General features: G+C 55.4%; 18 protein-coding genes. 11 read left to right on the plus strand and 7 right to left on the minus strand.

Annotated elements, in window-relative coordinates; translation table 11 throughout:
• Window positions 1-20: 20 nt before the first annotated feature.
• The 3 genes from FGO67_RS11590 (at window position 21) to FGO67_RS11600 (ending at window position 4,687) form a co-directional block, all read left to right on the plus strand.
• Window positions 21-1,634, plus strand: a complete 1,614-nt coding sequence (locus FGO67_RS11590; protein WP_203300832.1) for a dihydrolipoyllysine-residue acetyltransferase — start codon at window positions 21-23, stop codon at window positions 1,632-1,634.
• A gap of 9 nt (window positions 1,635-1,643) precedes the next feature.
• Window positions 1,644-3,488, plus strand: a complete 1,845-nt coding sequence (locus tag FGO67_RS11595; RefSeq protein ID WP_203300833.1) for a protein kinase domain-containing protein — start codon at window positions 1,644-1,646, stop codon at window positions 3,486-3,488.
• A gap of 233 nt (window positions 3,489-3,721) precedes the next feature.
• Window positions 3,722-4,687 (plus strand): ABC transporter substrate-binding protein, encoded by a 966-nt coding sequence (locus tag FGO67_RS11600; RefSeq protein ID WP_203300834.1) that lies wholly within the window; start codon window positions 3,722-3,724, stop codon window positions 4,685-4,687.
• A gap of 54 nt (window positions 4,688-4,741) precedes the next feature.
• Here the strand turns inward: FGO67_RS11600 and FGO67_RS11605 are convergent, their stop codons facing one another.
• Window positions 4,742-5,617: a bifunctional transcriptional activator/DNA repair enzyme AdaA gene (locus tag FGO67_RS11605; RefSeq protein WP_338039563.1), complete on the minus strand. Its 876-nt coding sequence runs from the start codon at window positions 5,615-5,617 to the stop codon at window positions 4,742-4,744.
• Window positions 5,618-5,863: 246 nt separating this feature from the next.
• Between FGO67_RS11605 and FGO67_RS11610 the strand changes: the two genes are divergently transcribed.
• Together FGO67_RS11610 and FGO67_RS11615 are read left to right on the plus strand one after the other, a co-directional pair.
• Window positions 5,864-6,790, plus strand: coding sequence for a peptidoglycan-binding domain-containing protein (locus FGO67_RS11610; RefSeq protein ID WP_203300836.1), 927 nt, complete (start codon window positions 5,864-5,866; stop codon window positions 6,788-6,790).
• A 128-nt stretch (window positions 6,791-6,918) separates the two neighbouring features.
• Entirely contained in the window at window positions 6,919-8,916 is a 1,998-nt protein-coding gene (locus tag FGO67_RS11615; RefSeq protein WP_203300837.1) for a methyl-accepting chemotaxis protein, read from the plus strand.
• Window positions 8,917-9,054: 138 nt separating this feature from the next.
• Here FGO67_RS11615 and FGO67_RS11620 read toward each other — a convergent pair whose 3' ends face one another.
• Window positions 9,055-9,207 carry a hypothetical protein gene (locus tag FGO67_RS11620; RefSeq protein ID WP_169745954.1) on the minus strand — a complete coding sequence of 51 codons (153 nt, stop codon included), beginning with the start codon at window positions 9,205-9,207 and terminating at the stop codon, window positions 9,055-9,057.
• A gap of 199 nt (window positions 9,208-9,406) precedes the next feature.
• Window positions 9,407-9,658 (minus strand): HP1242/YdcH family protein, encoded by a 252-nt coding sequence (locus FGO67_RS11625; protein ID WP_203300838.1) that lies wholly within the window; start codon window positions 9,656-9,658, stop codon window positions 9,407-9,409.
• A 162-nt stretch (window positions 9,659-9,820) separates the two neighbouring features.
• On the opposite strand from FGO67_RS11625, the gene FGO67_RS11630 reads away from it, so the two are divergent.
• Window positions 9,821-10,789 (plus strand): beta-ketoacyl-ACP synthase III, encoded by a 969-nt coding sequence (locus FGO67_RS11630; RefSeq protein ID WP_203300839.1) that lies wholly within the window; start codon window positions 9,821-9,823, stop codon window positions 10,787-10,789.
• Between the two features lies 1 nt (window position 10,790).
• On the opposite strand, the gene FGO67_RS11635 is transcribed toward FGO67_RS11630, so the two are convergent.
• Entirely contained in the window at window positions 10,791-12,329 is a 1,539-nt protein-coding gene (locus tag FGO67_RS11635) for a CHASE domain-containing protein (protein ID WP_203300840.1), read from the minus strand.
• A 228-nt stretch (window positions 12,330-12,557) separates the two neighbouring features.
• On the opposite strand from FGO67_RS11635, the gene FGO67_RS11640 reads away from it, so the two are divergent.
• The gene (locus FGO67_RS11640) at window positions 12,558-12,833 is read left to right on the plus strand and encodes a YebG family protein (RefSeq protein WP_203300841.1); all 276 of its coding nucleotides are present in this window, start codon (window positions 12,558-12,560) and stop codon (window positions 12,831-12,833) included.
• A 35-nt stretch (window positions 12,834-12,868) separates the two neighbouring features.
• Here the strand turns inward: FGO67_RS11640 and FGO67_RS11645 are convergent, their stop codons facing one another.
• Window positions 12,869-15,322: a DUF2309 domain-containing protein gene (locus FGO67_RS11645; protein ID WP_203300842.1), complete on the minus strand. Its 2,454-nt coding sequence runs from the start codon at window positions 15,320-15,322 to the stop codon at window positions 12,869-12,871.
• Window positions 15,316-17,031, minus strand: a complete 1,716-nt coding sequence (locus tag FGO67_RS11650) for an NADH-quinone oxidoreductase subunit L (protein WP_238942435.1) — start codon at window positions 17,029-17,031, stop codon at window positions 15,316-15,318. Before FGO67_RS11650 ends, FGO67_RS11645 begins: the two co-directional genes overlap by 7 nt.
• Between FGO67_RS11650 and FGO67_RS11655 the strand changes: the two genes are divergently transcribed.
• From FGO67_RS11655 to FGO67_RS11670, 4 genes are all read left to right on the plus strand, one after another.
• Window positions 17,030-17,938: a LysR family transcriptional regulator gene (locus FGO67_RS11655; RefSeq protein WP_203300843.1), complete on the plus strand. Its 909-nt coding sequence runs from the start codon at window positions 17,030-17,032 to the stop codon at window positions 17,936-17,938. The two genes, FGO67_RS11650 and FGO67_RS11655, sit on opposite strands and share 2 nt — an antisense overlap.
• Window positions 17,939-18,035: 97 nt before the next feature.
• Window positions 18,036-19,523, plus strand: a complete 1,488-nt coding sequence (locus FGO67_RS11660; protein WP_203300844.1) for a flavin-containing monooxygenase — start codon at window positions 18,036-18,038, stop codon at window positions 19,521-19,523.
• 103 nt (window positions 19,524-19,626) lie between these two features.
• Complete coding sequence (locus FGO67_RS11665; RefSeq protein WP_203300845.1) at window positions 19,627-20,304, plus strand: FadR/GntR family transcriptional regulator; 678 nt, start codon at window positions 19,627-19,629, stop codon at window positions 20,302-20,304.
• A gap of 3 nt (window positions 20,305-20,307) precedes the next feature.
• Entirely contained in the window at window positions 20,308-21,303 is a 996-nt protein-coding gene (locus tag FGO67_RS11670) for a bile acid:sodium symporter family protein (protein WP_203300846.1), read from the plus strand.
• Here FGO67_RS11670 and FGO67_RS11675 read toward each other — a convergent pair.
• Window positions 21,300-21,926, minus strand: coding sequence for a J domain-containing protein (locus FGO67_RS11675; protein ID WP_203300847.1), 627 nt, complete (start codon window positions 21,924-21,926; stop codon window positions 21,300-21,302). The genes FGO67_RS11670 and FGO67_RS11675 overlap by 4 nt on opposite strands.
• Window positions 21,927-21,962 lie beyond the last annotated feature (36 nt).

Below are 21,962 nucleotides of genomic sequence, written 5' to 3' on the forward strand. Positions count from 1 at the left end.
ATCAGGACAGGAGAGTAACCATGAGTGATTTTATACTGCCCGATATCGGCGAAGGTATCGTGGAATGTGAACTGGTCAAATGGCTGGTCAGTGAAGGCGATCTGATCGAAGAAGATCAGCCGGTGGCCGAGGTCATGACCGACAAGGCCCTGGTGGAAATCCCCGCGCCCTATAAGGGCCGCGTAACTCGCCTCTATCATAGGGAAGGCGACATCGCGAAGGTTCATGCGCCGCTGTTCGAGCTGGTTGGCGAAGATGATTCCGGCGATAGCACCGCGCAGGCCACTTCGGACGCTAAAGAACCGCAACCGTCTGGCGAGCAGCCGCCTACGCCAGCCCCGAAAACCGTTTCAGCCCCCGATCAGGGCGACGATGCCACCGAAGACTTTATTCTACCGGATATTGGCGAAGGCATTGTTGAGTGTGAAGTGGTTGAATGGCGCGTTGCCGAGGGTGACGAAATCGAAGAAGACCAGCCCGTGGTCGACGTAATGACCGACAAGGCGATGGTTGAAATCACCGCACCCAAGGCCGGCCGGGTCACTAAGCTTTACCATCAGCAGCAGGAAATGGCGCAGGTGCACTCGCCTCTGTTCGCCTTTATCCCGCGCGAACGTGACGAGCCGGTCGAATCGAAAGCCAAGCCCAGCCAGGCTCCTGCCCAGGATGCAGCGCCAGCCGCTGCGCAACCGGCGGCGGCAAAGAATCGACAACGAATTCCGGCCAGCCCGGCGGTTCGTCGACTGGTCCGGGAACACAGCCTGAATCTGGCCGACATCAATGGTTCCGGCAAAGACGGCCGCGTGCTGAAGGCCGATGTGCTGGCTCATCTTGAAAAACCGGCTGCGCAGCCTTCAAGCCAGGCAACCTCTGCTGAAGCCAAGCCGACGCAAGCCAGTGATGGACGCCGACGTGCGGCGGGCGAGCAGGAAGTCCGTGTTGAGCCGATCAAAGGCATGAAAGCGGCCATGGCTCGCAAGATGGTTACTTCGGCGAGCACGATCCCTCATTTCATCTACAGTGAGGACATCGACGTCACCGACCTGCTGGCGCTGCGTGAGAAACTGAAAGTGGAGGCCGAAGCCAGGGGCTCTCGCCTGACCCTTATGCCATTTTTCATGAAGTCCATGGCTCTGGCGGTGCAGGACTTCCCGGTGCTCAATAGCCGAGTCAACGACGACTGTACCGAGATTCACTACCTGTCTCAGTGCAACATCGGCATGGCGGTAGACGGTAAGTCTGGACTGATAGTGCCCAACGTCAAAAGCGTTGAAAGCCTGACCCTGCTCGGCGTTGCTGACGAAGTGGCACGCCTGACCGAGGCCGCCCGCTCTGGCCGTGTCAGCCAGGAAGATCTCAAAGGAGGCACAATCAGCATTTCCAACATTGGCGCGCTGGGCGGCACCTATGCCTCGCCTATTATAAATGCGCCGGAAGTGGCCATCGTTGCCCTTGGCCGTACCCAGAAGCTGCCACGCTTCGACGCCAACGGCCAGGTCGTGGAACGGGCTATCTTGACGGTAAGCTGGGCAGGCGACCATCGCATTATTGATGGCGGCACCATTGCCCGCTTCTGCAATCGATGGAAAAGCTACCTGGAATCGCCGCAGTCGATGCTGCTGCATATGGGCTAACGGGCAATCATGACGCAGGCAAAACAGATCCAGCAGTTCTACATACCCGAAGAGCAATCTGTTTACCTGCTCAGTCATGACGACGCCAAAAAGCTCAAGGACTGGGTGGCGCTATGCGCCGCCCAGCTCCGCCAGCTTGGGTACCACGACATCGAGATGATCGGCAAAGGTGCCTATGGCTTCGTGTTCGCAGGCCGCCTGAGCCTGAAAGGCGCAAGCGACCTGGAGCACGTCTTCAAGTTCACCCGCATCAACCTGCCCCAGCACCTGCAGGATCGGCTGGAAGATGAAGCCTACATCCTCGAGCAAGTTCGGCACCCGCGGGTGCCAAGGTTGATCTCCTTCCAACGCGCCCACAATCAGCCCATTCTGGTAATGGAACGGGCCGCCGGCCTCAATCTTGAAGAAGTCTCCCTGCGTGAGGGCCGACTGAAACCTCGGCTCATTGTACGAATTGCCGACCAGCTTGCGGACATACTGCGCAACCTGCGGCGTGAGTCCGGCCCTGCCGGACGCCCCATCGTGCACGGTGACATTAAACCTTCGAACCTGGTCTTCGACGCCAGCACCGAGAACATTGCCCTGATCGACTGGGGGTCGTCGGTGTTCGCCCAACTGGATGCCAACCAGCAGTTCATCACCGCCAATGTAATGGAGCTGATGTCCGATAACCTTCAACAAACCAACGCCCGGCTGGGCGATGTCTATTTCATCGGTTCGGAACAATTGAGCGGAGGGCTCTCGTCACCGCGCTTTGATGAACAAGGCGCAGCCGGCACTCTGTACGCCCTGGCCTCGGGCCAGTCCTGCCGTTTCGGCCACCAGGCTATTCCGGCATCGTCGCTGGGGCTGCCGATGGAATTTGCCCGCATGTTGGACGGCATGCTGTCACCGGATCCGGAAACCCGCCGCAAGGCCGGTGATTACTACCTGAATGAAATGCCGAGAATGGCACGTACGGTAATGATCGACCTGCCAGCCAAGCCGGTCGCGCCGCTGGTTCCGGTGTGGGTACGAGCTTCTGAGCAGGAAATCGACACCGTTGTCTACAGCTCCCGGAAATCCTTCTTGCGTGAGGAAGGCGCGCCCGAAACTCTGAACGACGTTAACGACGTGCAGCTGGATCGCTACTACAAGAACTTCATGCAGGGCATGGGCGAAACTGAAAAGGCCTTTCTCGCTTCAGTCAGCAGGTTGGGCCGATACCCGGTCGAAGGTGGCCTCGCGGTGCGCTGGGAAACTGATGGTGTATACATCGATACCTCGCTGAATCTGCACGATCCGAGCTTGAAGGCTGCCTTTGTCCGTGCGGTCAACAACATGGTCTATCTGGCCCAGGCGATCTATCGCAAAGGTATCTTCAAGAGTTGCCTGTTTAACGCCCGGAACACCCTCCACATTGATCGCGCCGAACCGGACCAGCCGTTTCTGGTAACTCCCGGTATGAACCTGCATTACGAGGTCAGTGCGGCACCGGAGGTGGAAGACGAAACCCGCGTTCACTCCTACTTCGAGGACGGTCCCGATCCTGAAGAGTTTCTAGTGCTGCCAGAGACCATCATCCGGGCGTTGGAAGCGCTGAACAGAATTCACCACACCGGGATGATCATCTTTGAGGCTCTTCCCAAGCACCTGAAGATTCACAGCCATTACCGGCTGCTCGACCCAGAGCAGGAGCCGGAGTTCAGCCGGCTGCTGAATGAGATCCTCTCAGCGGTGGAGGAGATTTCCGGGCTGGGCGTGTCTGGCTTCATGAAAATGCCCTACAAAGACACCCGGTTTTTCCCTCACATTGAGCGCTTACCGGAGAGTTATTACCCCCGGAATCCCAGATCCACCAGCGTTACTTCTTAACCGATTGCCTGAATGACCGGCCAGCCCTACAACTGTCCTGAATGACGGACAAAACCTGTACGTAAAGCCGGACATCTGTATCCAGATTTCAGGACAAGTTTGCCCCCGTACACTGACAATCACTTATAAATCATACACGTAAAGATATGGTGCAGTTTTTGAATAGGTTTTAGTCGCAACTATTGGAATTTTAATAATTCCAGGCACGTTTTAATAACAACAAGGAACATTGCATGCGACTACTCCTCCTGGCCTTTTTGCTGTTCAGCCCGATGTGTTTTGGCAAAACCGTGGTCGTGATAGAAAGCTATCACGGCGGCTACAAATGGGATGCCGACTACGTTGCCGCTGTTAAATCGGTATTAGGAACAAAGCACGACATTCACGTCCTGGAATTGGACACCAAGCGGCTGAAAAAATCGGAATGGCCTCAGAAAGCGGCTGAGATTCAGCAGGCCGTTGCCAGCATTCGGCCTGATGTTGCCATTCTCGGCGACGACAACGCCTTCTCACTGATGGCTGAGCATTTGGTGGGCCAGCAGATTCCTGTTGTGTTCCTGGGCGTCAACGGCGGCCCGGACCAACACCCCGCGCTCAACCACCCGCTGGTCACAGGTATTCTGGAACGGCCGTTTTTCGCCGAGAGCATTCGACACCTTCGCAAGGTACTGCAGAAGAACGAACGTTTTCTGGTATTGATGGACGATTCACCAACCATGCGAAATGCGGTGAACGAGTATTTCGGGGATGAACGCCAGCCTACCCTCTACGGGTCGCGGCTCGATATTGTCTTGACCAATGACAAACAAACCTGGCTGGAATCAGTGTTTAACGCCCATTACCAGTATGACGCGATTGTGGTCGGCACCCATCACACCATCCGCGACGGAAACGATAACTACGCGCCGCCGAAAGACATCATGACCGAGGCCTACAACCGCGCCCAGGTGCCGATCTTCTCATTCTGGGACATCTTTGTGGGTGAGCAGGCAGGCATAGGCGGCTTCACCGTATCTGCTCATCAGGAGGGGCTAACCGCAGCGCGCCTGGCGTCGATGATCCTGAATGGGATGAAGCCAGACCGCATTCCGCAAATGAAATCCCTGAGCGGTCATTACGTTTACAGCCGCAGCGGAATGGCACACTGGAACCTAGAGCTTTCCTCGCTAATTTCCAGCCAGTCCAATTTTGTGGATTAGGCTAACCACCCTGCTCCTATAGATTGGTAGCCACTCATCACAGAGTGGCTTTTATCAAGTCTGATCAGCCGGCTGGGGAGTTCGTTGGCTCTCCATTGCCAGTAACGCCTGTTTACGCTCAAGCCCCCAGCGGTAGCCCCCGAGCTGACCATCGCCCCTAAGCACCCGATGACACGGAATCAGCAAGCCAATCCGATTCTTGCCGCAAGCCGTTCCCACGGCGCGGGTAGCCTTGGGTTTTCCAATGCCCTTTGCAACATCGCTGTAGCTAAGCACCGAGCCCTCAGGAATGGACTGCAGGAAGTTCCAGACCTTGATCTGAAACGCGGTACCACGAATATCGAGCGGGATGTCAGGTTTCGGCGCCGCGTTATCAATGTGGCAATCTAGCGCTTCAATCCACTGATCCAGCTCCGGGGCGTCTTGGGCCGAGGAAACACTCAGATTTGCTCTTGGAAATTCTCGTTGGAGCGCTTCGAGCAGTGACTCAGCGGTATCGTCAAACTGGACAAAGCACACGCCCTCGTTGGTGGCCGCCATCATCACCAGGCCCAGTGAGGTGTTCCGATAGGCATAGCTGATGCGCTCGCCCTCGGCACCTGCCCGGTACGCAGTTGGCGTCATGCCCATGCTGCGTTTGCCCTCGCCATACACCCGGCTTACAGAGCCATAGCCAGATTCAAAAATCGCATCCGTTACGCCGCTGCCCTGCCTGAGCGATTGCTTGAAATGGCGCATTCGGGCGGCGTTTTGATAAGCCTTGGGCGACACTCCGAGAACGTCCTTAAACACCTTTTGCAGGCGCGACGGAGACAGCCCCACTTCTTGAGCCAGGCTTGCCAGCGTCAGCGGTTCATCGGCTCGCTCTTCGATGGATCGCGCCAAGTCGAACATCTGGAGACGCCGTTTATCGGTGTCGGGTTCAGACACTGTCTTCCGCATTGTTGTTTCGTTTGGCATTGGCTTGCCCCCATCCTCATTCCCAAAACGATACAACCATAACAACCGGTTTCATAATCCGATTCCATCCGATTCTTGCCCAACTTTACCGAAGCCCAAAGGACGAACCCGTCGCCGTTGTTGGCACACTGTGTGGTGGTGCACGGAATACAGAGCAAATCTGTTTGATACTCAACCAATTCGCACAACCCCATCACAACCAGGGAGGGTACCCGTATGGATTCCGCCAAACTCAGCACCGTCAGCAAGGGCCTGTTTTTGTCCGCTGCCCTCGCCGTCTCTTCCCACGCCCAGGCCCAGGTCGACAGCGTTAATGTCATTTTTGCGGCCGAGAACGCTCTTTACGGCGCCGGCTACGACATTGGCCGGGCCGATGGCTGGATGGACAAAGCCCTGCAACAGGGCGTTCGCGATTACCAGGCTCGCAATGGCGCACTGAAAGCCTCCGGAATTCTGGACGCAGAGACTCTTTCCGCACTTGGGGTTTCGAACAGCTCAGGTCGGGCAGTGTCAGGCAATCTTGTCGCCAGCAAAACCGCCGCCCTGGCCGCCCTGGGTATCTCTGAAACCCAGACAAAGCCCGAGGCTAAACCTCGGCACCGTCTCCAACCCAAGCCTGCGTTCTCGGTGAAGGACATAGTGCCGGAGCCGGAGCCAGCCCCAACGCCCGTTGCCGACCAGCAGCCGAAGCCACAGGTTCAACCCCAGAGCCGGCCTACCAAACAGATAGATCCCGCTACTCCGGAAGCGACTCCCCAAGTTGCCTCTCAAACCAGCGTCACCCCGCCAGCCAAACTAGTCACAGAGTCCTCCCCAGTACCCAAGGCACAACCGGCGCCTCAGACCGTCGAAAAGCCTGCGCCCAGCACCGATCTCGCAAAGGTGAAGTCCCCTGCTCCCGAAACTGCGGAGCCGACCAGCGCTGAGACCGTCGCTTGGATGAAGCAATTGCCGAACGAGGCCACTGTTTCCAAAAAACCGGAAGACACGAAAGTAGACGAACCGATTGCACAAGCTCCGAAGGCCGAGGCGCCGGAAACGGCAACCGCTGAGGCCACGCAGAAAGAACAACCCGCTAAGCCAGATAATGACCGGAATATCTTCGGCAGCCTGTTCCATTTTCTGTTCGGTTGGATGGTTTAACGCGCCTCGGGTGGCTTTGCCCAAGAAGGCAGCACTAAAGGCCAAAGATTTATCTGGCCTATCTTCTTCAGTTTGGTTCTAATCGGCCGTTAAGTTAGCAATCACTAGAACAACTAGAAGGTAAAAAGATGGCTGCCTCTACCCTGGAAACTGTTGAGCGAAAACTGGGTGTACCTGGAAAACTCCTTATTGCCCCTGTGTTCATTCTGCTGTTGTTTGCCTTCGTCACGTTTTATTGCGTTCGGGAATTTCAAATACTTGATGAGCGCATGAACACTGTAGCGAGGGACCTTGCACCCGATACCGCTACAGCGACGGAGGCATTGATTAATCTTTACCGCATGAGACTGCGAGTGTTCGACTACTACTCTACTGGCAACGAGGCCCTCCTCTCGTCTTTTGCGGAACTCGAAACTGAATTTGACGCGCGGATGGCGGCAGCTCAGGAAGATATTCAGAACCCGGAGCGTGCACAGCTTGTTGATGACATTGATGCTGCCATGAAGCAGTACGCCTCAGCCTTTAAAAATGAGCTGGTTCCAGCGAAAAAGCAGGTGCTTTCAATTATCAAGGATGAGCTGGATGTTCATGGTCCAAACGCCTCGAGTGCGTTACGACGAGCACTTGATGGCGTGGCCAACCGAGACCCGGAGAGCCGCCTAAGGGCCGTGCTTGAACAGCTCTTGGGCGACGCATTGTTAATGCGCATGGCTGCGCAGCGTTACTTTGCAGACGGTGACGAGTCTTCGCGAAAAGCACTGGGCTATGCTATCGAGGATCTCCAGGATGCATTAGGTTTGATCGACGCCTCCGATGTTCCAGATTTCGTTAGGGGTTATTTCGACACCGCCGTATCTGAACTGGAGGAGTATCAGTCTTCTGTTGAGAGATTATTGGTCCAACAGGCAACAGTGATTCAGGTCAAGACCCAGCAGCTGGATACACTCGGACCAGAAATCGCCGCAATGGCACGGGACCTTGAGCACAGTGTTTTTGGTTCGCTGGAAATGGTAGCAGACGATGCTGATGCTGAGACGGATAAGGCTCTGCAGTTCACTGTCTCCGCATTTTCAGTGTCGGTCGTGCTTGGGCTGATCGTCGCAGTATTGATGAGCCGTTTGATGGGCTCAAGTGTGAAGCGCGCACGCCAGGAAATCCTCGGATACCTGACAGACATCGGCAATAACAAGGGTGACCTTTCCACCCGCCTAAGCAGAGGTCGTCCGGACGAGGTTGGAGATTTCATCAACGCTGTAAACTCGTTCCTTGAAACACTTGAAGACACTATTTCCAAGATCGTTAAATCTTCGCGTCAGCTAACGACCGAGTCCGAATCTCTATCGGGCATCACCGAAAGAACGACAGCCAACTCTGAACAACAAAGGGACCAAATCACTCAGGTATCAGCCGCCATGCAGGAAATGGTGTCTACCTCCGAAGAAATTGCATCAAATACGAGCGACACGGATGAGTCTGCACGCGAGGCGGCTTCATTGGCTGAAACGGGACAAGAAACCGTTACTACTGCCATCAACGCCGTATCTAATCTGGCGAGCCAGGTGGAAGAGGCTTCCAAGCGCATTCAAAAGCTGGAAGATGAATCGGGAGAAATCGGAAGCGTTCTGGAAGTGATTCAAAACATTGCAGAACAAACCAATCTGCTGGCACTGAACGCCGCTATTGAAGCTGCTCGTGCTGGAGAAGCGGGCCGCGGCTTTGCGGTTGTAGCCGATGAAGTCCGGGGGCTCGCCAAACGGGTCCAAGACTCCACCGTTGATATCGAGCGAATTGTGTCCAATATTCAGCAAGGCGCGGCAGGGGCTGTCGTGGACATGAGTAGAGCTAAGCAAATGGCGGGTGAAGCGACAGACGAGGCCGGCCAATCTGGTAAAGCGCTATCGGACATCCTGTCAGCTGTTCAGCGCATCGTGGAAATGACAACACAAATTGCCAGTGCTACCGAGCAACAGCGCGCAACAGCAGCGGAAATGACGCAGAACGTTGAGGCTAGTAGTGGTGCAATTGATAAGCTTGCAGATGACATTGGGCAAGTAAATGAGTCCAGCAAATCACTGGCAGATATGGCTGAAGATCTGACCGACTTGGTTCGTCGATTCAAGGTCTGATGAGGAAAGGTATTTCGGTTGAAGTAAAGAAAGTAAAATCGACTGACGAAGGTCTCATCTGACGATCTTAACAGCGCCCGGGGCTGACTGAGGCCTCTGCCCCAAGCCCACCTAAACCCCGGGCGCGACTGCCAGCGATTAAAACTTCCAGAAAGGTGTGTTCAGCTTTTGGTGAACCACGTCAGGTGAGAAACCAACGTCATTCAGCAGGCGACGATCAGTGGTCATCACCAGGTGCACGAAGTTGCGCTTCATACGCCAGCCTTTGTAGAAAGATGCAGCTCTTTTCATATCGTATCTCCAGTTTCAGTAGTCATGAGTTTCGGCGTTCAAAACCCTATTTGAATAAGCACCTATTCTAATGACTTGACATTACAGCCTGAATACTTGGAAACACCTATCAGAGCCGTTTTACGGCCGGTTTAACGTATTTGACGAAATAAAAACCGGGCCTGTAATGGCCCGGCCTTGCAGTGTTCGTGAGTGTTCCTCAGGAGGCGTGTCCATTCTGAACCAGAGTCTGATAAATCTGGTCTTTAAGGTGTGCCCGTTTTTGCTTTAAACGATGAAGTTTGTCATCTCCAATTGGCGCATCACGCCTTTCCAGCCCCTCTATTTCCTGGTCCAGCTCTGAGTACTGCTTGAACTTGTCCCCGAACTTGGGGTCGTTGGTTTTCAACTGATCGATCAGATCGCTGTACTGAGGAAACTCTTCGTGAAGCTCGTGACTGGAAATTCCCATAACGGTGCTCTCCTCTCCGACTCTGAGTTTGGTTCGGTGGCTTCTTTATAATAGCTGAGGCTGCCATTTTCGGGGGGCCTTTGACAAATCGCTAATAACGCTCTGTGCTTGGTGGGTATAGCATGGGTTTACGAAACACAGCATAGCTCGGGACACGCACGAATGACGTTTGCACGAATTGCCGGCACTGGTTCTTACCTGCCTGAGAATATCGTTACTAATCAGGACCTCGAAAAGATGGTCGATACCACCGACCAATGGATTCGGGAGCGCACTGGCATTGAACGTCGACACATTGCCGTGGAGGGCCAGACCACCGTTGATCTGGCCGAGCCTGCCGCCCGTCGCGCAATTGAAGCCGCCGGCATTGAACCTGGCGATATTGATCTGATCGTATTTGCGACCTCAACGCCCGACAAAATTTTTCCCAGCTGCGCTTGCATCCTGCAGGCTCGCCTCGGCATCCGTGGCTGCCCTGCCTTTGACATCCAGGCGGTATGCAGTGGTTTTGTCTATGCGTTGGCTACCGCGGAAAAGTTCATCAAGAGCGGAAGCAGTAAAAAAGCCCTGGTGATTGGCGCGGAAGTGTTTTCCCGCATTATCAACTGGGAAGACCGGGGAACCTGCGTGCTGTTCGGCGATGGCGCTGGTGCGGTGGTTCTGGAGGCCAATGAGGAAACCGGCATTCTCTCCACCCATATCCACGCCGACGGTCATTACGAAGACCTGCTCCATGTGCCCTGCGGCATTGCCGACGGTTACGACCAGGTCAAAGCCGGTAAGGCCTTTGTGGAAATGAAAGGCAACGAAGTCTTCAAGGTAGCCGTCAATACCCTCGGGAAGATCGTCGACGAAACCCTTAACGCCAATCAGATGCAGAAATCTGACGTAGACTGGCTGGTGCCCCATCAGGCCAATCTCAGGATCATCTCGGCAACGGCCAAGAAACTGAATATGCCAATGGATCGAGTGGTGGTTACCGTGAACGAACACGGCAACACCTCGGCCGCCTCCATTCCGCTGGCACTCGACGTTGCGGTTCGGGATGGTCGCATCCAGCGCAATGAGGTCCTGCTTCTGGAAGCCTTTGGCGGCGGCTTTACCTGGGGTTCTGCACTGCTGCGCTACTGAGTTACGCCCGGCACACCTGGTTTCGACCTGACTCCTTGGCCTCGTACAGCGCCTCATCGGCGCGATGCAGCAGGTCGGTCAGGTTCTGGTGCCACGTCTCGGGGGTTAACACAGCGATGCCCACGCTGATGGTCACCACATCCGCAACTGTCGACGCCTCGTGTGGAATGCTGAGAGCTTCAATTACCTGGCGGCAAGATTCGGCAACCTCGGTACCGTCAGCGGTATCTGGTAGCACAAGGGCAAACTCTTCCCCACCGTAACGCGCCGCCAGATCCGCCGGCCGATGCACCACCTCACCTAACGCATCCGCCACCTGTTTCAAACAGGCATCACCGGCCGGGTGTCCGTAGTGATCGTTGTATTCCTTGAACTGGTCGATATCCAGCATCACCAGCGTCAGCGCCGTTCCCTGCCTTACGGCTCGGCGATATTCCCGCTCCAGATAAGCATCAAAATGGCGACGGTTAGCAAGCCCGGTCAAAGAATCGGTAAGGGAAATTCTCTCCAGCTTCGCCTTGGCCTCGCGAAGTTCAGTGTTCTTGCGATCGCTCAGCAGGACATACCCGAAGACCAGCCCCGATAGCACGATACCCACCGAGCTGACGAAAAATGGAAAGGCACCTCGCCTACTTTGGTAAAAGTTGATGGACGGCACGGCCTCTACTACCCACTGGCGACCGGCGATATCAAACACCGGTGATTCGTACCGACCCTCAGAATGCCAGTTTTGGTCCGAGGAATTTCCACTACTGAAAAGCAACACACTATCTGAGCCCGAACGATCATAGACTTCAAACAGGATGTCCTCATGCAGTTCCTCACCGATCGCCTGGTCAACCAGCTCGCCAACCCGGAAGACACCGTTAATAAATCCATAGTGCTGCACGCCGTCATTAAGCGCGCGAATGTCGGCTGGTGCCCGGTAAAGCGGTGCAAACACCAGGAAACCTTTCTGATTATCCGGTTCCTGTACCAGGCGAATACCTGCAGTGGCAGCAATCTTGCCCGAATCCTTGGCCGCTAGCAGCGCCGCCAAACGTAAGGTTTCACTGGCAAGGTCAAAACCCAGGGCGGAACGATTTTCGGACAAGGGTTCAATGTACTGGACCGGAACGTACCAGGGCCGCTCCTGTGCCTGCCGAAGGCCGGTTTCAGAGGCTTCCATGATCACAAAGTTCACAAATTCATCGCGCTGGCGAAGCGTAAATGCGGGCACATCGTCGTGCAGAACCAGTGGCGCCCAGGCAAAGGCCTGAATCGTAGGCGAGCGCTCAAGTATTCTTCGCGTGAGCACTGAAAAGCGCTGGGACGTCATCTCCGGAAGGACGGCTACTGCATCCTTGAGTGCATTGAGTATCTCAAGATTGAGGAGGACTTCGCGCTCAAACACCGCCGACAACTGGGCGATGTCGGCCTCGAACTCTTTGTTAATAGCGCGGGTTTCTTCCGTATACAAAGTGCGACCCAATACAAGGCTGAGGCCGACCCCCGCAATAAGAGCAACTACAGCCCACCACAACTTGCTCGATTTGGTCATCGCAGCTTCACTTTATTGAACACAACACGCGCCAAAATCATAAGTCTCCGGGGCCCCCGCCCAACCAGAAATCTAACGGTGCACTCTACGTTTTAACTCTAGAACGGGATGTGAATTTTTGTAACTGATAAATAGCAGGTGCAGCCGGAAACTTTATTGTCGCGACCGGCCCACTTCCGTTATACTGTCTTTTTATACAGTATAACGCATTCACTGCGAGGAGTGACCATGGCGGTACAAGCAGTCTATTTTTCCGAGAGGGACGGCCTTGATATGGCGCTTAAACATCCTGACACCATGCTCTTTACGTCTAAAGCCGATGCCGATGCTCGGGATAAAATTCTGGAGCTGGCGGAAGAAATACAGGTATTTCTAAGCCGAAAGGTTGAAGGTTTAAGCGACGACCAGGCAGAGCAATGTGCCATGGCCATCGCTGAAGAGCGGGATTTGTTCCAAAAGGCCCTGAAAAAGCCGGAGCTGCTGAACGCAGAATTTCAGGCGTAAGATCGAATGTCAGATGGGCAGCCTGGCTGCCCTATTCAACTGACGTTCCAGTTACCATTCCGGTAGTGCTCCAACCCTCCATCTCCCCACCGAAACAGCCAAAGCCATCGATTCTCGACCAATTGCCTGACCTCAGTCTGCTGTTTCAAAACCCGCTCTATTCGTTCCGCCGGGGCATCAATGACCACATGAAGCCGGATAGGCTCGTGCCGCCACTTTTTGCCGTCATGGACCGATTGAAATGACAAGCCCAGGCGCAAGTCAGGGTTATTACCCTCGACGACTCCCAGGTTTCCGCCGACCACTGAATGCAGCAACTTGTTACCTGCTCCGAAGGTATCTGGAGCCGAGACTGATCCCAGATACTGCAGGTTAATCCAGTTGGCAACAATCATCGGTGCTGTCATCAATGCCTCGAGTACCGTGCCATCGTCATCCAAAACCGGATCGTAGTCGTGCAGGAAAACCCTGCCCTGGAGATCAATACCTCGAGTGCAAGACCGCTTTGCGAAAATGATTGCCGCATTGTTGGCGAGCCCCCATTCAGGCCGGATTTCAGACCAGCTTGATGTTTTTTTCACCATCGCATCCAGCAAAGTTTCGTCATTAAGGCCATTGAGCCCAAGCGCGGTTGCACGTTCTCGGCGGGTGCGACGGCCCGCTTCTTCAAAGCTCTGCTCCAACCGAACCACAGCATCCAGATAGGCATTCGGGATCCAATCCCTCTGCAGGATTGTGACCCGGTCAGTTACCGTACAATGCTCAGCGGCAACGGCAATGGTGAAATCCGGAATACGAATCCCTCTTCCAACCAGGCCAGCACGAATGACCGGATCGTTAATCAACTCAGCGGCCACACTGGCGTTCAACCCACCGTTCTGCCCTCCGCATGCACCACAAGCCAGGCTCGACTGATGCGGATTGTTGTCACTTTCGCTGCCGTGGCCCACGAACACCAATAACGACGGGAAGTCCTTAGTCTTCGACATCCCCCGGAGCATTTTTTCAGCCAGGCTGACCCGCTCGCTATCAGAAACCGGATCGCCATCATGGCGGTGGTATAGGCGACGATTGGTCGGCGTATAACTCGGCTCCTTTTTTTCGGTTTGGTTCAGGCTGTCGCGGAGGAGCTTCCATGCCCAGGCCAGCCCGGTACTCTCCACCAAAGTGAAACTCGAGAAACTGCTGTACTTGGCTCTTCGAACCGACTGCCGGATAGTTTCGCGGGAATCTGCGGCTCTGCGGAGTCTCAGATCCTGCTCCGGACTGCCGGTGGAATCCAACAGTCGGTAGGCCGGAGCCAACAAGCCAGGCAGTCTGACTTCACTGTCTCTAGGCGCGAGCGTCTGGTGCATAATGGGCATGCCAAAGAACCCGGCAAAGCCTATGGTTTCAATATTCGCAGAACACTCCTCAAGACGACGTCGCATCAATTCTGAGCGGACATCGATACAGAACACCGCCTGAATCGCAGCAGGTTTGGAATGACGCGCTGCAGGCTCGGCGCCCCGGGCACTGTGAAACAGAGATTCAACCAGCTGGCGCTTGTAGCCGTACTCAAACGCCCGGTGCCAAACCCATGCCGCATCGTGGAGCGACTCCCCTGAGCCGGTAACAGGAGCATGGCTACGGAACCGGCTCCACGCCCGCTGCCATTTGTAGCGCTGGTCTGTGCTTGCGCCCTCCACTGCGATGGCCTCCCAAACCAGAAGTACGGCTAAGAGCTCGCCAGCCATGCTGCTTTCTCGTCCTTCAAGACCTTCTCTCCAGTCCACACCTCGGCACCAGGATGCCCAGCCCACCAATTCGAACACCAATCTGGACGCGAGTTGATCAACGTCCGAGCCTGAAAGAGCAAGAGTTTTATGCGCCCAGGCATATGCTTGCAGGTGGTTCTTAGGAATCGACTTTAATTTTTTTCGAGCACGTTTAATGCCGACTTTGTGATCAAGAGTTAGGTCGTGGATGGACTGCTCCAGCCAGCTCTGAAACAACGAATGCGGCGTGTCTCGTAAAAAACCCTGTGACTGTCGCTGGTCAAAAAACAATCCGCATGCCCGCGCCACCTGCTCTCGAATCGTTTGGATGGCTGGCACGCCACCAGCCGAGGAGATCTGGCTTAGCATTAACGGAGTAGCCTGACTTACGCCTGCCTCGTCTTTATCCAATGCCAGGAACAGCTGTTCAACCTGCAAATAACTTCCCAGCTCTTCGATAGCCGCACTAAGATCCTCCTCTTTGATACGCCCACCTCGCCAGGCATTCCGATAGAAAGCCAGGGGCATGAGCAATGAGGTCTTTGAGAGAACGCCGGGTATTTGGCTGGCCTGCTCCGCCGGAAGGTGCCTGACACCCCACCATAGGTTTACCGCAATCCAACGATTCAACGGCCAACTGGGCGGAACCACTGAGCAAGACGGGAGTGCCTCGGGGGGGCGAGGCCACCCAGCAAACTCTGCTCTCTTACCGGACAAGGCTGTGTTCAACATGACTTTTCTCCCAGTGAAGCCAAACCGCTTTTTGATGGCAAAGTATCGGTATGTTGGTCCCGGATGCGGCGGGAGAGCCGAGCCGTCAGGCGATCAAACGGCAGCATAAGATAGAATCCATGGCTGACATGGATTCTGAGCAACGTGGTGACACGGCCTTCAGGACTGAACGCAATCACTGAGGAGAGCAGCAAAAGGGTGAGTAACACCAGCGTGCCGATTACCAGGGCGCTGAACGGCAATTGGAACTGCATTGGTTGGAGAAGGACTGGATCCACCAGCCAATGCAGTGCGGCGTAGATGGGCAACAACGCCAGGGCCAGAGAACTGAGCAGGAGCCTGTTGCCGATTGGGGTTCCGGAAGGAATTCCAGCTACCGCACCGCTGATCGCCAGAACCAGAACACCGCCCAGAACAGGGTTATTGCCAGCAAGACTTGGAATACCCCATAAAACCACAGCCGCCACACTTCCTGCAGTTAACGCCCAACTCAGGCGCAGCGGTGTACTGGCATTCCGGATTGGCATGACACTCGAGGCAGCCACCGTGCGACCCGATGCCAAAAACGAATGAGCTTTATAAAGGGAGTGTGCCAGCAGGTGCAGAAATGCGAGGGTATAAGCGCCCATACCAATTTCAAAAAGCATAAAGCCCATTTGAGCCGAAGTTGACCATGCCAGCGCGTGCTTCACAGAGGACTGGCTCATCATCGCCAGAACCGCAACAACGGCCGTAAGCCCACCGATAGTCAGCAACAGGAGATGCCCGGCGGTAAAACCCTCAAACACCGGGAAAAGCCGAAGCCAGAGGAACCCTCCCAGGTTGATGACCCCCGCGTGCAGCAATGCTGAAACCGGAGTAGGCGCTTCCATAACCCGCAACAGCCAGCCGTGAAAGGGAATTTGCGCGCACTTTAGAATGGCGGCAACCGCAAACAGAACACTGGCCGCATCCAATGCGAAGGTGCCGTAAGCCCCATTACCCGCCATCTGAAGCATTTCCGGAAGATGGAAGGTACCGTAGTGCCGGTACAGCAACAGCACCGCACTGATTACGCAAAAGTCCCCCACCCGGCTGATGATACATTTCTGGAGAGCCGCCAGCCGCGCCTCCGGACGATGCCCATAGAGTGTCAGCAAATGGTGCAAAGCCAGGCTGACGCCCACCCAGGCACCCGCCAGGACCAGAAGGTTATCGGTGAAGAGCAATAACAGCACGCTGGCCAGTGTAGTCAGAAACCATGGCAAGAACCGAGTCCGCACTGGATCGCCCCGAAGGTAATTATCGGCGTATCTCAGGATGACCCATCCAATGAAGGCAACCAGCAGCGCCATCCAGACCGCGAGCCCATCCGGATACAGACCAAACTGGCGACCCAGCTCAGGCATTCCTGCGCCCAACAACAACAGCATGCCTACCATTACAGTCGACACCATCGACGCTTCAAAAAGGCGGGATGCTATCCGCCAGCAATGGTCCTGTTTTGACGAACTGCTCGTCCAGCCGCTGAACGCCGCTAATAGCAATAAAGCAACCGGCAAAATCAGCCAAACCAGCAAGGCCGGTATGGACAAAAAAGTAAGATATTCCTGCATAAACGCCTCCCCACAAGTATGCGATGTACTTTGCCGGGGATGAATTGATATAAAAAATGGTTTATAACGATTGAATCGTTCTCTTATGAAGAACACCTTTGAGGCCCCTTGCATGCGACTCAATTACCACCACCTTTTCTACTTCTGGACGGTCGCGAAAACGGGCCACCTCACTCGCGCAGCCGAATCCTTACACGTGTCTCAGTCCGCTCTCTCTGGTCAAATTCGGAAGTTGGAAGACAGTCTCGGTTACGACCTGTTTATTCGGGAGAGACGAAGGCTGAAGCTTTCTGAAGCCGGGCGCGTGGCATTTGAGTATGCAGAAGAGATCTTCAGGCAAGGCGAGGAGTTGACCGAGCTGTTCCGCTCGGGCGCACAAACGAATCGGGAAAGCCTTAAAATAGGCGCTGTAGCCACCCTGTCGCGAAATTTTCAGGAGGGGTTTCTCCGACCCTTACTGGGTCGGGAAGACCTGGAGCTCATCCTTCAGAGCGGCACTCTCGAGGACCTGCTTCGCAGGCTGTCCGCACACCGCCTGGATTTGCTGTTGTCGAATCAACCCGTACAAGGGGATGAAGAAAACCCCTGGCGCTCGCGACGCATCGCCCGACAGCCAGTAAGCCTGATTGGTCGCCCTGATAAAGCCAGCAGAGGATCTTTTTCAGACCTGCTGGCCAACCGGAGCCTGATCGTGCCGGGCCGGGAGAATAACATTCGCCATGCCTTTGACCAGCTCTGTGATTATCACAAGCTTAGCCCTCGCATTGTTGCGGAGGTAGACGACATGGCGATGATGCGGCTTCTGGCGAGAGACACTCACCACATTGCCGTCTTGCCACCTGTCGTGGTCAGGGATGAATTGAAGTCCGGCGCCCTTCACGACTATGGCGCATTGCCCGGTGTGTTCGAGGAGTTCTATGCGGTCAGTATTCGACGACAGTTTGAGCCACCGCTTCTGACCCGTCTTCTGTCTCAGCCCGCAGAAGAGTTGCTGACCAGCTCGGCAAATTGGTCATTCTGACTAGCGAATGTGGTGAAAGATGTCATCCAATCGACCTGGGCAGCCCCGTATACTCGAGGTCAAACACCTCAAACAATAAACGTATCGAGCCCCTTGCATGACCAGATCCAATACCGCGTCGTACCCGTCCATTATTATCATTGGTGCCGGTTTTGGCGGGCTGGGAATGGCCATTAAGCTCAAAAAAGCGGGGATCGATTCTTTCACGGTGCTTGAAAAAGGCTCAAGTGTAGGAGGCACCTGGCGAGATAATACCTATCCGGGCGCCGCCTGCGATGTTCAGTCCCACTTCTACTCCTACTCGTTTGAGCCTAAACACGACTGGACCCGCAAATTCGGACTCCAGCATGAAATCCTTGGGTACATGGAGCATTGCGTTGAAAAATACGCATTGTCGAACCACATCCGTTTCAGCTGCCCGGTCAGCAAGGCCCGTTTCGATGATGCCCGCAATCAATGGAAGGTTACGTTAGCCAATGGCGAGGAACTGACGGCCAATGTGATGATCACCGCCACCGGTCAACTGAATCAGCCCGCCTGGCCCCAAATTGCAGGCATGGAGCGGTTTACAGGAAAGCTGTTTCATTCCGCCCGCTGGGACCACAGTTACGACTTTGCCAACAAACGCGTCGCGGTGATTGGCACCGGCGCCAGTGCCATCCAGTTTGTCCCGGAACTGGCGAAAACAGTGAAATCCCTGAATCTGTTTCAACGTTCGGCCCCCTGGGTGCTTCCCAAACCGGACCGGCCGTTCCGACCGTGGGAGCAATCACTGTTCCGTGCCGTACCGGCCTGGGATCGCCTCTACCGTTATCTGATCTATTGGAAGAACGAAAGCCGGGCCCTGGCCGTTACCAAGTTCAAGGGTTTGCTGGGAATCTTCGCCCGCCAGGCCCGTCGTGAGGCCAGAAACCATGTGACCAATCAGGAAAAACTGAAACACGTGATTCCGGATTACCAGATCGGCTGCAAGCGTATCCTGATTTCCAATGATTGGTATCCAGCCATCAACCAGGCCAATGTCAGACTGGTGACCGACGCTATCGATCACATTGATACTGACGGTGTCGTCACCCGCGACGGTCAGCACTACCCGGTCGATGCGATTGTTTGCGGCACCGGATTCAAGGCTTCGGATTTTCTGGCCCCGATGGAAATCTCCGGTCGCGCCGGCATGAGCCTCAACAAGGCCTGGGAAGCCGGCGCGTCGGCCTTCAAAGGCATTACCGTGAGCGGCTTTCCTAACCTGTTCATGCTCTATGGCCCGAATACCAACCTTGCCCACAACTCCATCGTGTTCATGCTGGAATCCCAGATTCGCTACGTGCTGGACGCCCTCGAGGCCCTGAAAAAATACCCCGGTTCGGCCATGGATGTGCGCGAGGATCGGCAAGAACGATTTTCGTCAGTCGTTCAGGAAGGCTTGGAGCACAGCGTCTGGAGCTCTGGCTGCTCATCCTGGTATCTGGATGCCAACGGTAAGAATACGGTGAACTGGCCTGGGTTCACCTTCACCTACCGGCTGGCCACCCGCCGCGTGGACACCGCCGATTATCAGTTTATTGACCCGCCCCGGAACGCCTGAGCGCACCTACTGATCTCAGTCTCCTGATTCAGCACTGACGGCGGCTTGCAGCCGACTATAATTCATAGGATGATTGGTTTATTGGTTATAGGATGATTGACACATGCTCGAAAAGATACGCAAAGGCTCCCTGGTTGATACCGCCATCGAAAGCCTCAGGCAAGCCATCGAATCCGAACACTGGCCCCTTGGCAGCAAGCTGCCCGTGGAGTCCGAACTCTCCGAAGCGCTGGGCGTAAGCAGAAACACCGTGCGTGAAGCGGTGCGGGTTCTGGTTCATGTGGGAATACTGGAGACACGCCAGGGTGATGGCACCTACGTTCGCTCTACCCGCGACGCAGGCGAAACCCTGAGAAAAATCAGCAGGACCCACCTCGCCGACCAGTTGGAGGTGCGCCTGATGCTCGAGACCGAAGCCGCCAAACTCGCAGCTACGCGACGGACCGATCGAGACTTGCGCGTGATGGAAGAAGCACTGGATGCCCGCGCCAAAGCGGGCGCATCGGTGGCGGACAGGGTTCGACACGATCAAGCGTTTCACCATGGCCTGGTGGCGGCATCCCATAACTCCGCCCTTTCTGAGCTCTACGATTACTTTTCCCATGGCATCCGGGAAACCATCGAGCGCACGGAAACCGAAGCCGATTTGCCTGAGCCCTCCCAGGAAGACCACGAACTGTTGCTGGCCGCCGTTCGTCGCCGGGACTCAGTAAAAGCGGAACAACTGGCCAGAGCCCTACTTCAACCCAGCCTTCAGGCTCTGCAAGACCGGGAATCCTGATTCATGAAATTCAAGATCGACACCTTTACCCTGCTGTTGCTTGGCGCCATCGTTCTTGCCTCGGTGCTGCCTGCTACGGGTGACATCGGTGAGGCGCTGGCAACGGCCGGAACCATCGCGGTTGCCCTACTCTTCTTCTTCCACGGTGCCGCGCTGTCACGTGAGCAAATCATTGCGGGCGCCACACACTGGCGGTTACACATTCTCATTACCGCGATGACCTTTGTGTTTTTCCCGCTTGTGGTTCTGCCGATCAACGGCCTGAGTGACCTGGCACCGTCCTGGATGCCGAAAGATTTGGGGCTGGGCTTCCTTTACCTGGGCGTACTGCCCTCGGCGGTGTCGTCTTCTATTGCCTATACCGCACTGGCCCGGGGCAATGTGCCTGCTGCCATCTGCAGTGCCGCGGCCTCCAATGTATTCGGGATGATGCTAACGCCATTCCTGCTGTTGCTATTGGTGAGCACCTCGGGCGCCAGTGATTTCTCCATTGCTGAAGCACTCAAGGACATCATGCTGCAACTGCTTCTACCCTTCGCAGTAGGCCATGCCCTGCGACCCTGGCTGGGTGGCTTTCTGGGTCGCAATGAGGGGTTGATGGCGCGTTACGACAAATGCGTGATCTGGCTGATTGTCTATTCGGCGTTTTCACATTCCGTGGAAAGTGGTCTTTGGCAGAACCTGCCGGCGAAAGCGATCATCCTGACCATTGTTCTGTGCGTCGCGCTGCTGACTCTGTTCATGATTATTGCGCGGTTGCTGGTCCGCTATTTCGGTTTCAGTCTGCAGGATGAGGCGGCGGTTGTGTTTTGCGGGTCTAAGAAGAGTCTGGCTTCTGGTTTGCCGATGGCGAAAGTGCTTTTCTCAGGCCATCCGGGCTTTGGAATGATCGTTCTTCCGATCATGTGCTACAACCAGATTCAGGTGATACTTGGGGCTATTCTGGCCCAGCGATACCGGGCCAAAATGGATTCGCTGACGGGTACCGTAGAGGATTAACCTCCTCCACCCATGCCACCAAACAGACTGGCAAGAATCGCCAGACCAACAATCCAGCCGATGACCGCCGGCCAGAAGTTAACCAGTTGAGGGGGCTGATCTGCTTCCTCGGCTTCCCTCTCTGCACTTCCGGCTTTCGGCTCTTCCGCTTGCGCGACAATGTCCTGCAGACTGGCCCATTCAAACCAGTCACCCAGAAACTGAGCCACCGGTGCCGGTAAGCTGCCATTTTCAGCCATAGGGCGAACCTGCGGCTCAAGTTGACGAGCAATTTCGCGGCGCACTGGCGCCCGGTCTGCGGGTGGTTCACAGAGAATGGCCTTCCAGATCCCCGCATCCCGACTTCGTCCTGAATCATTCAGCAGGGCGTTGATCTGTATCACAACCTCGCGAACAATCTGGCCCTCGTTGGCATCGAGAGCGCGCTCGGAATCCGGTGCCTGATCGCTTACCGAGGCTTGCGGCGCCTCAGGCTTCGGCGCGCCTCCGGTGGCTTCCCGAAACGCACGGTTCAGTTTTTCAGCTTCCTCGCCTGAGGCAAATTTCAGCTGCTGCTCGTAGGCCAGCTGTATTCGTTGGCGGTCTTCCGTCGGCTCAATTCCCAGTACTTCCCAGCAATTCATAAAGCTGCAGCTCCCAGCTCTCAGATTCATTACATT

The organism is Marinobacter sediminum (assembly GCF_016820575.1).
Classification (GTDB): Bacteria; Pseudomonadota; Gammaproteobacteria; order Pseudomonadales; family Oleiphilaceae; genus Marinobacter; species Marinobacter sediminum.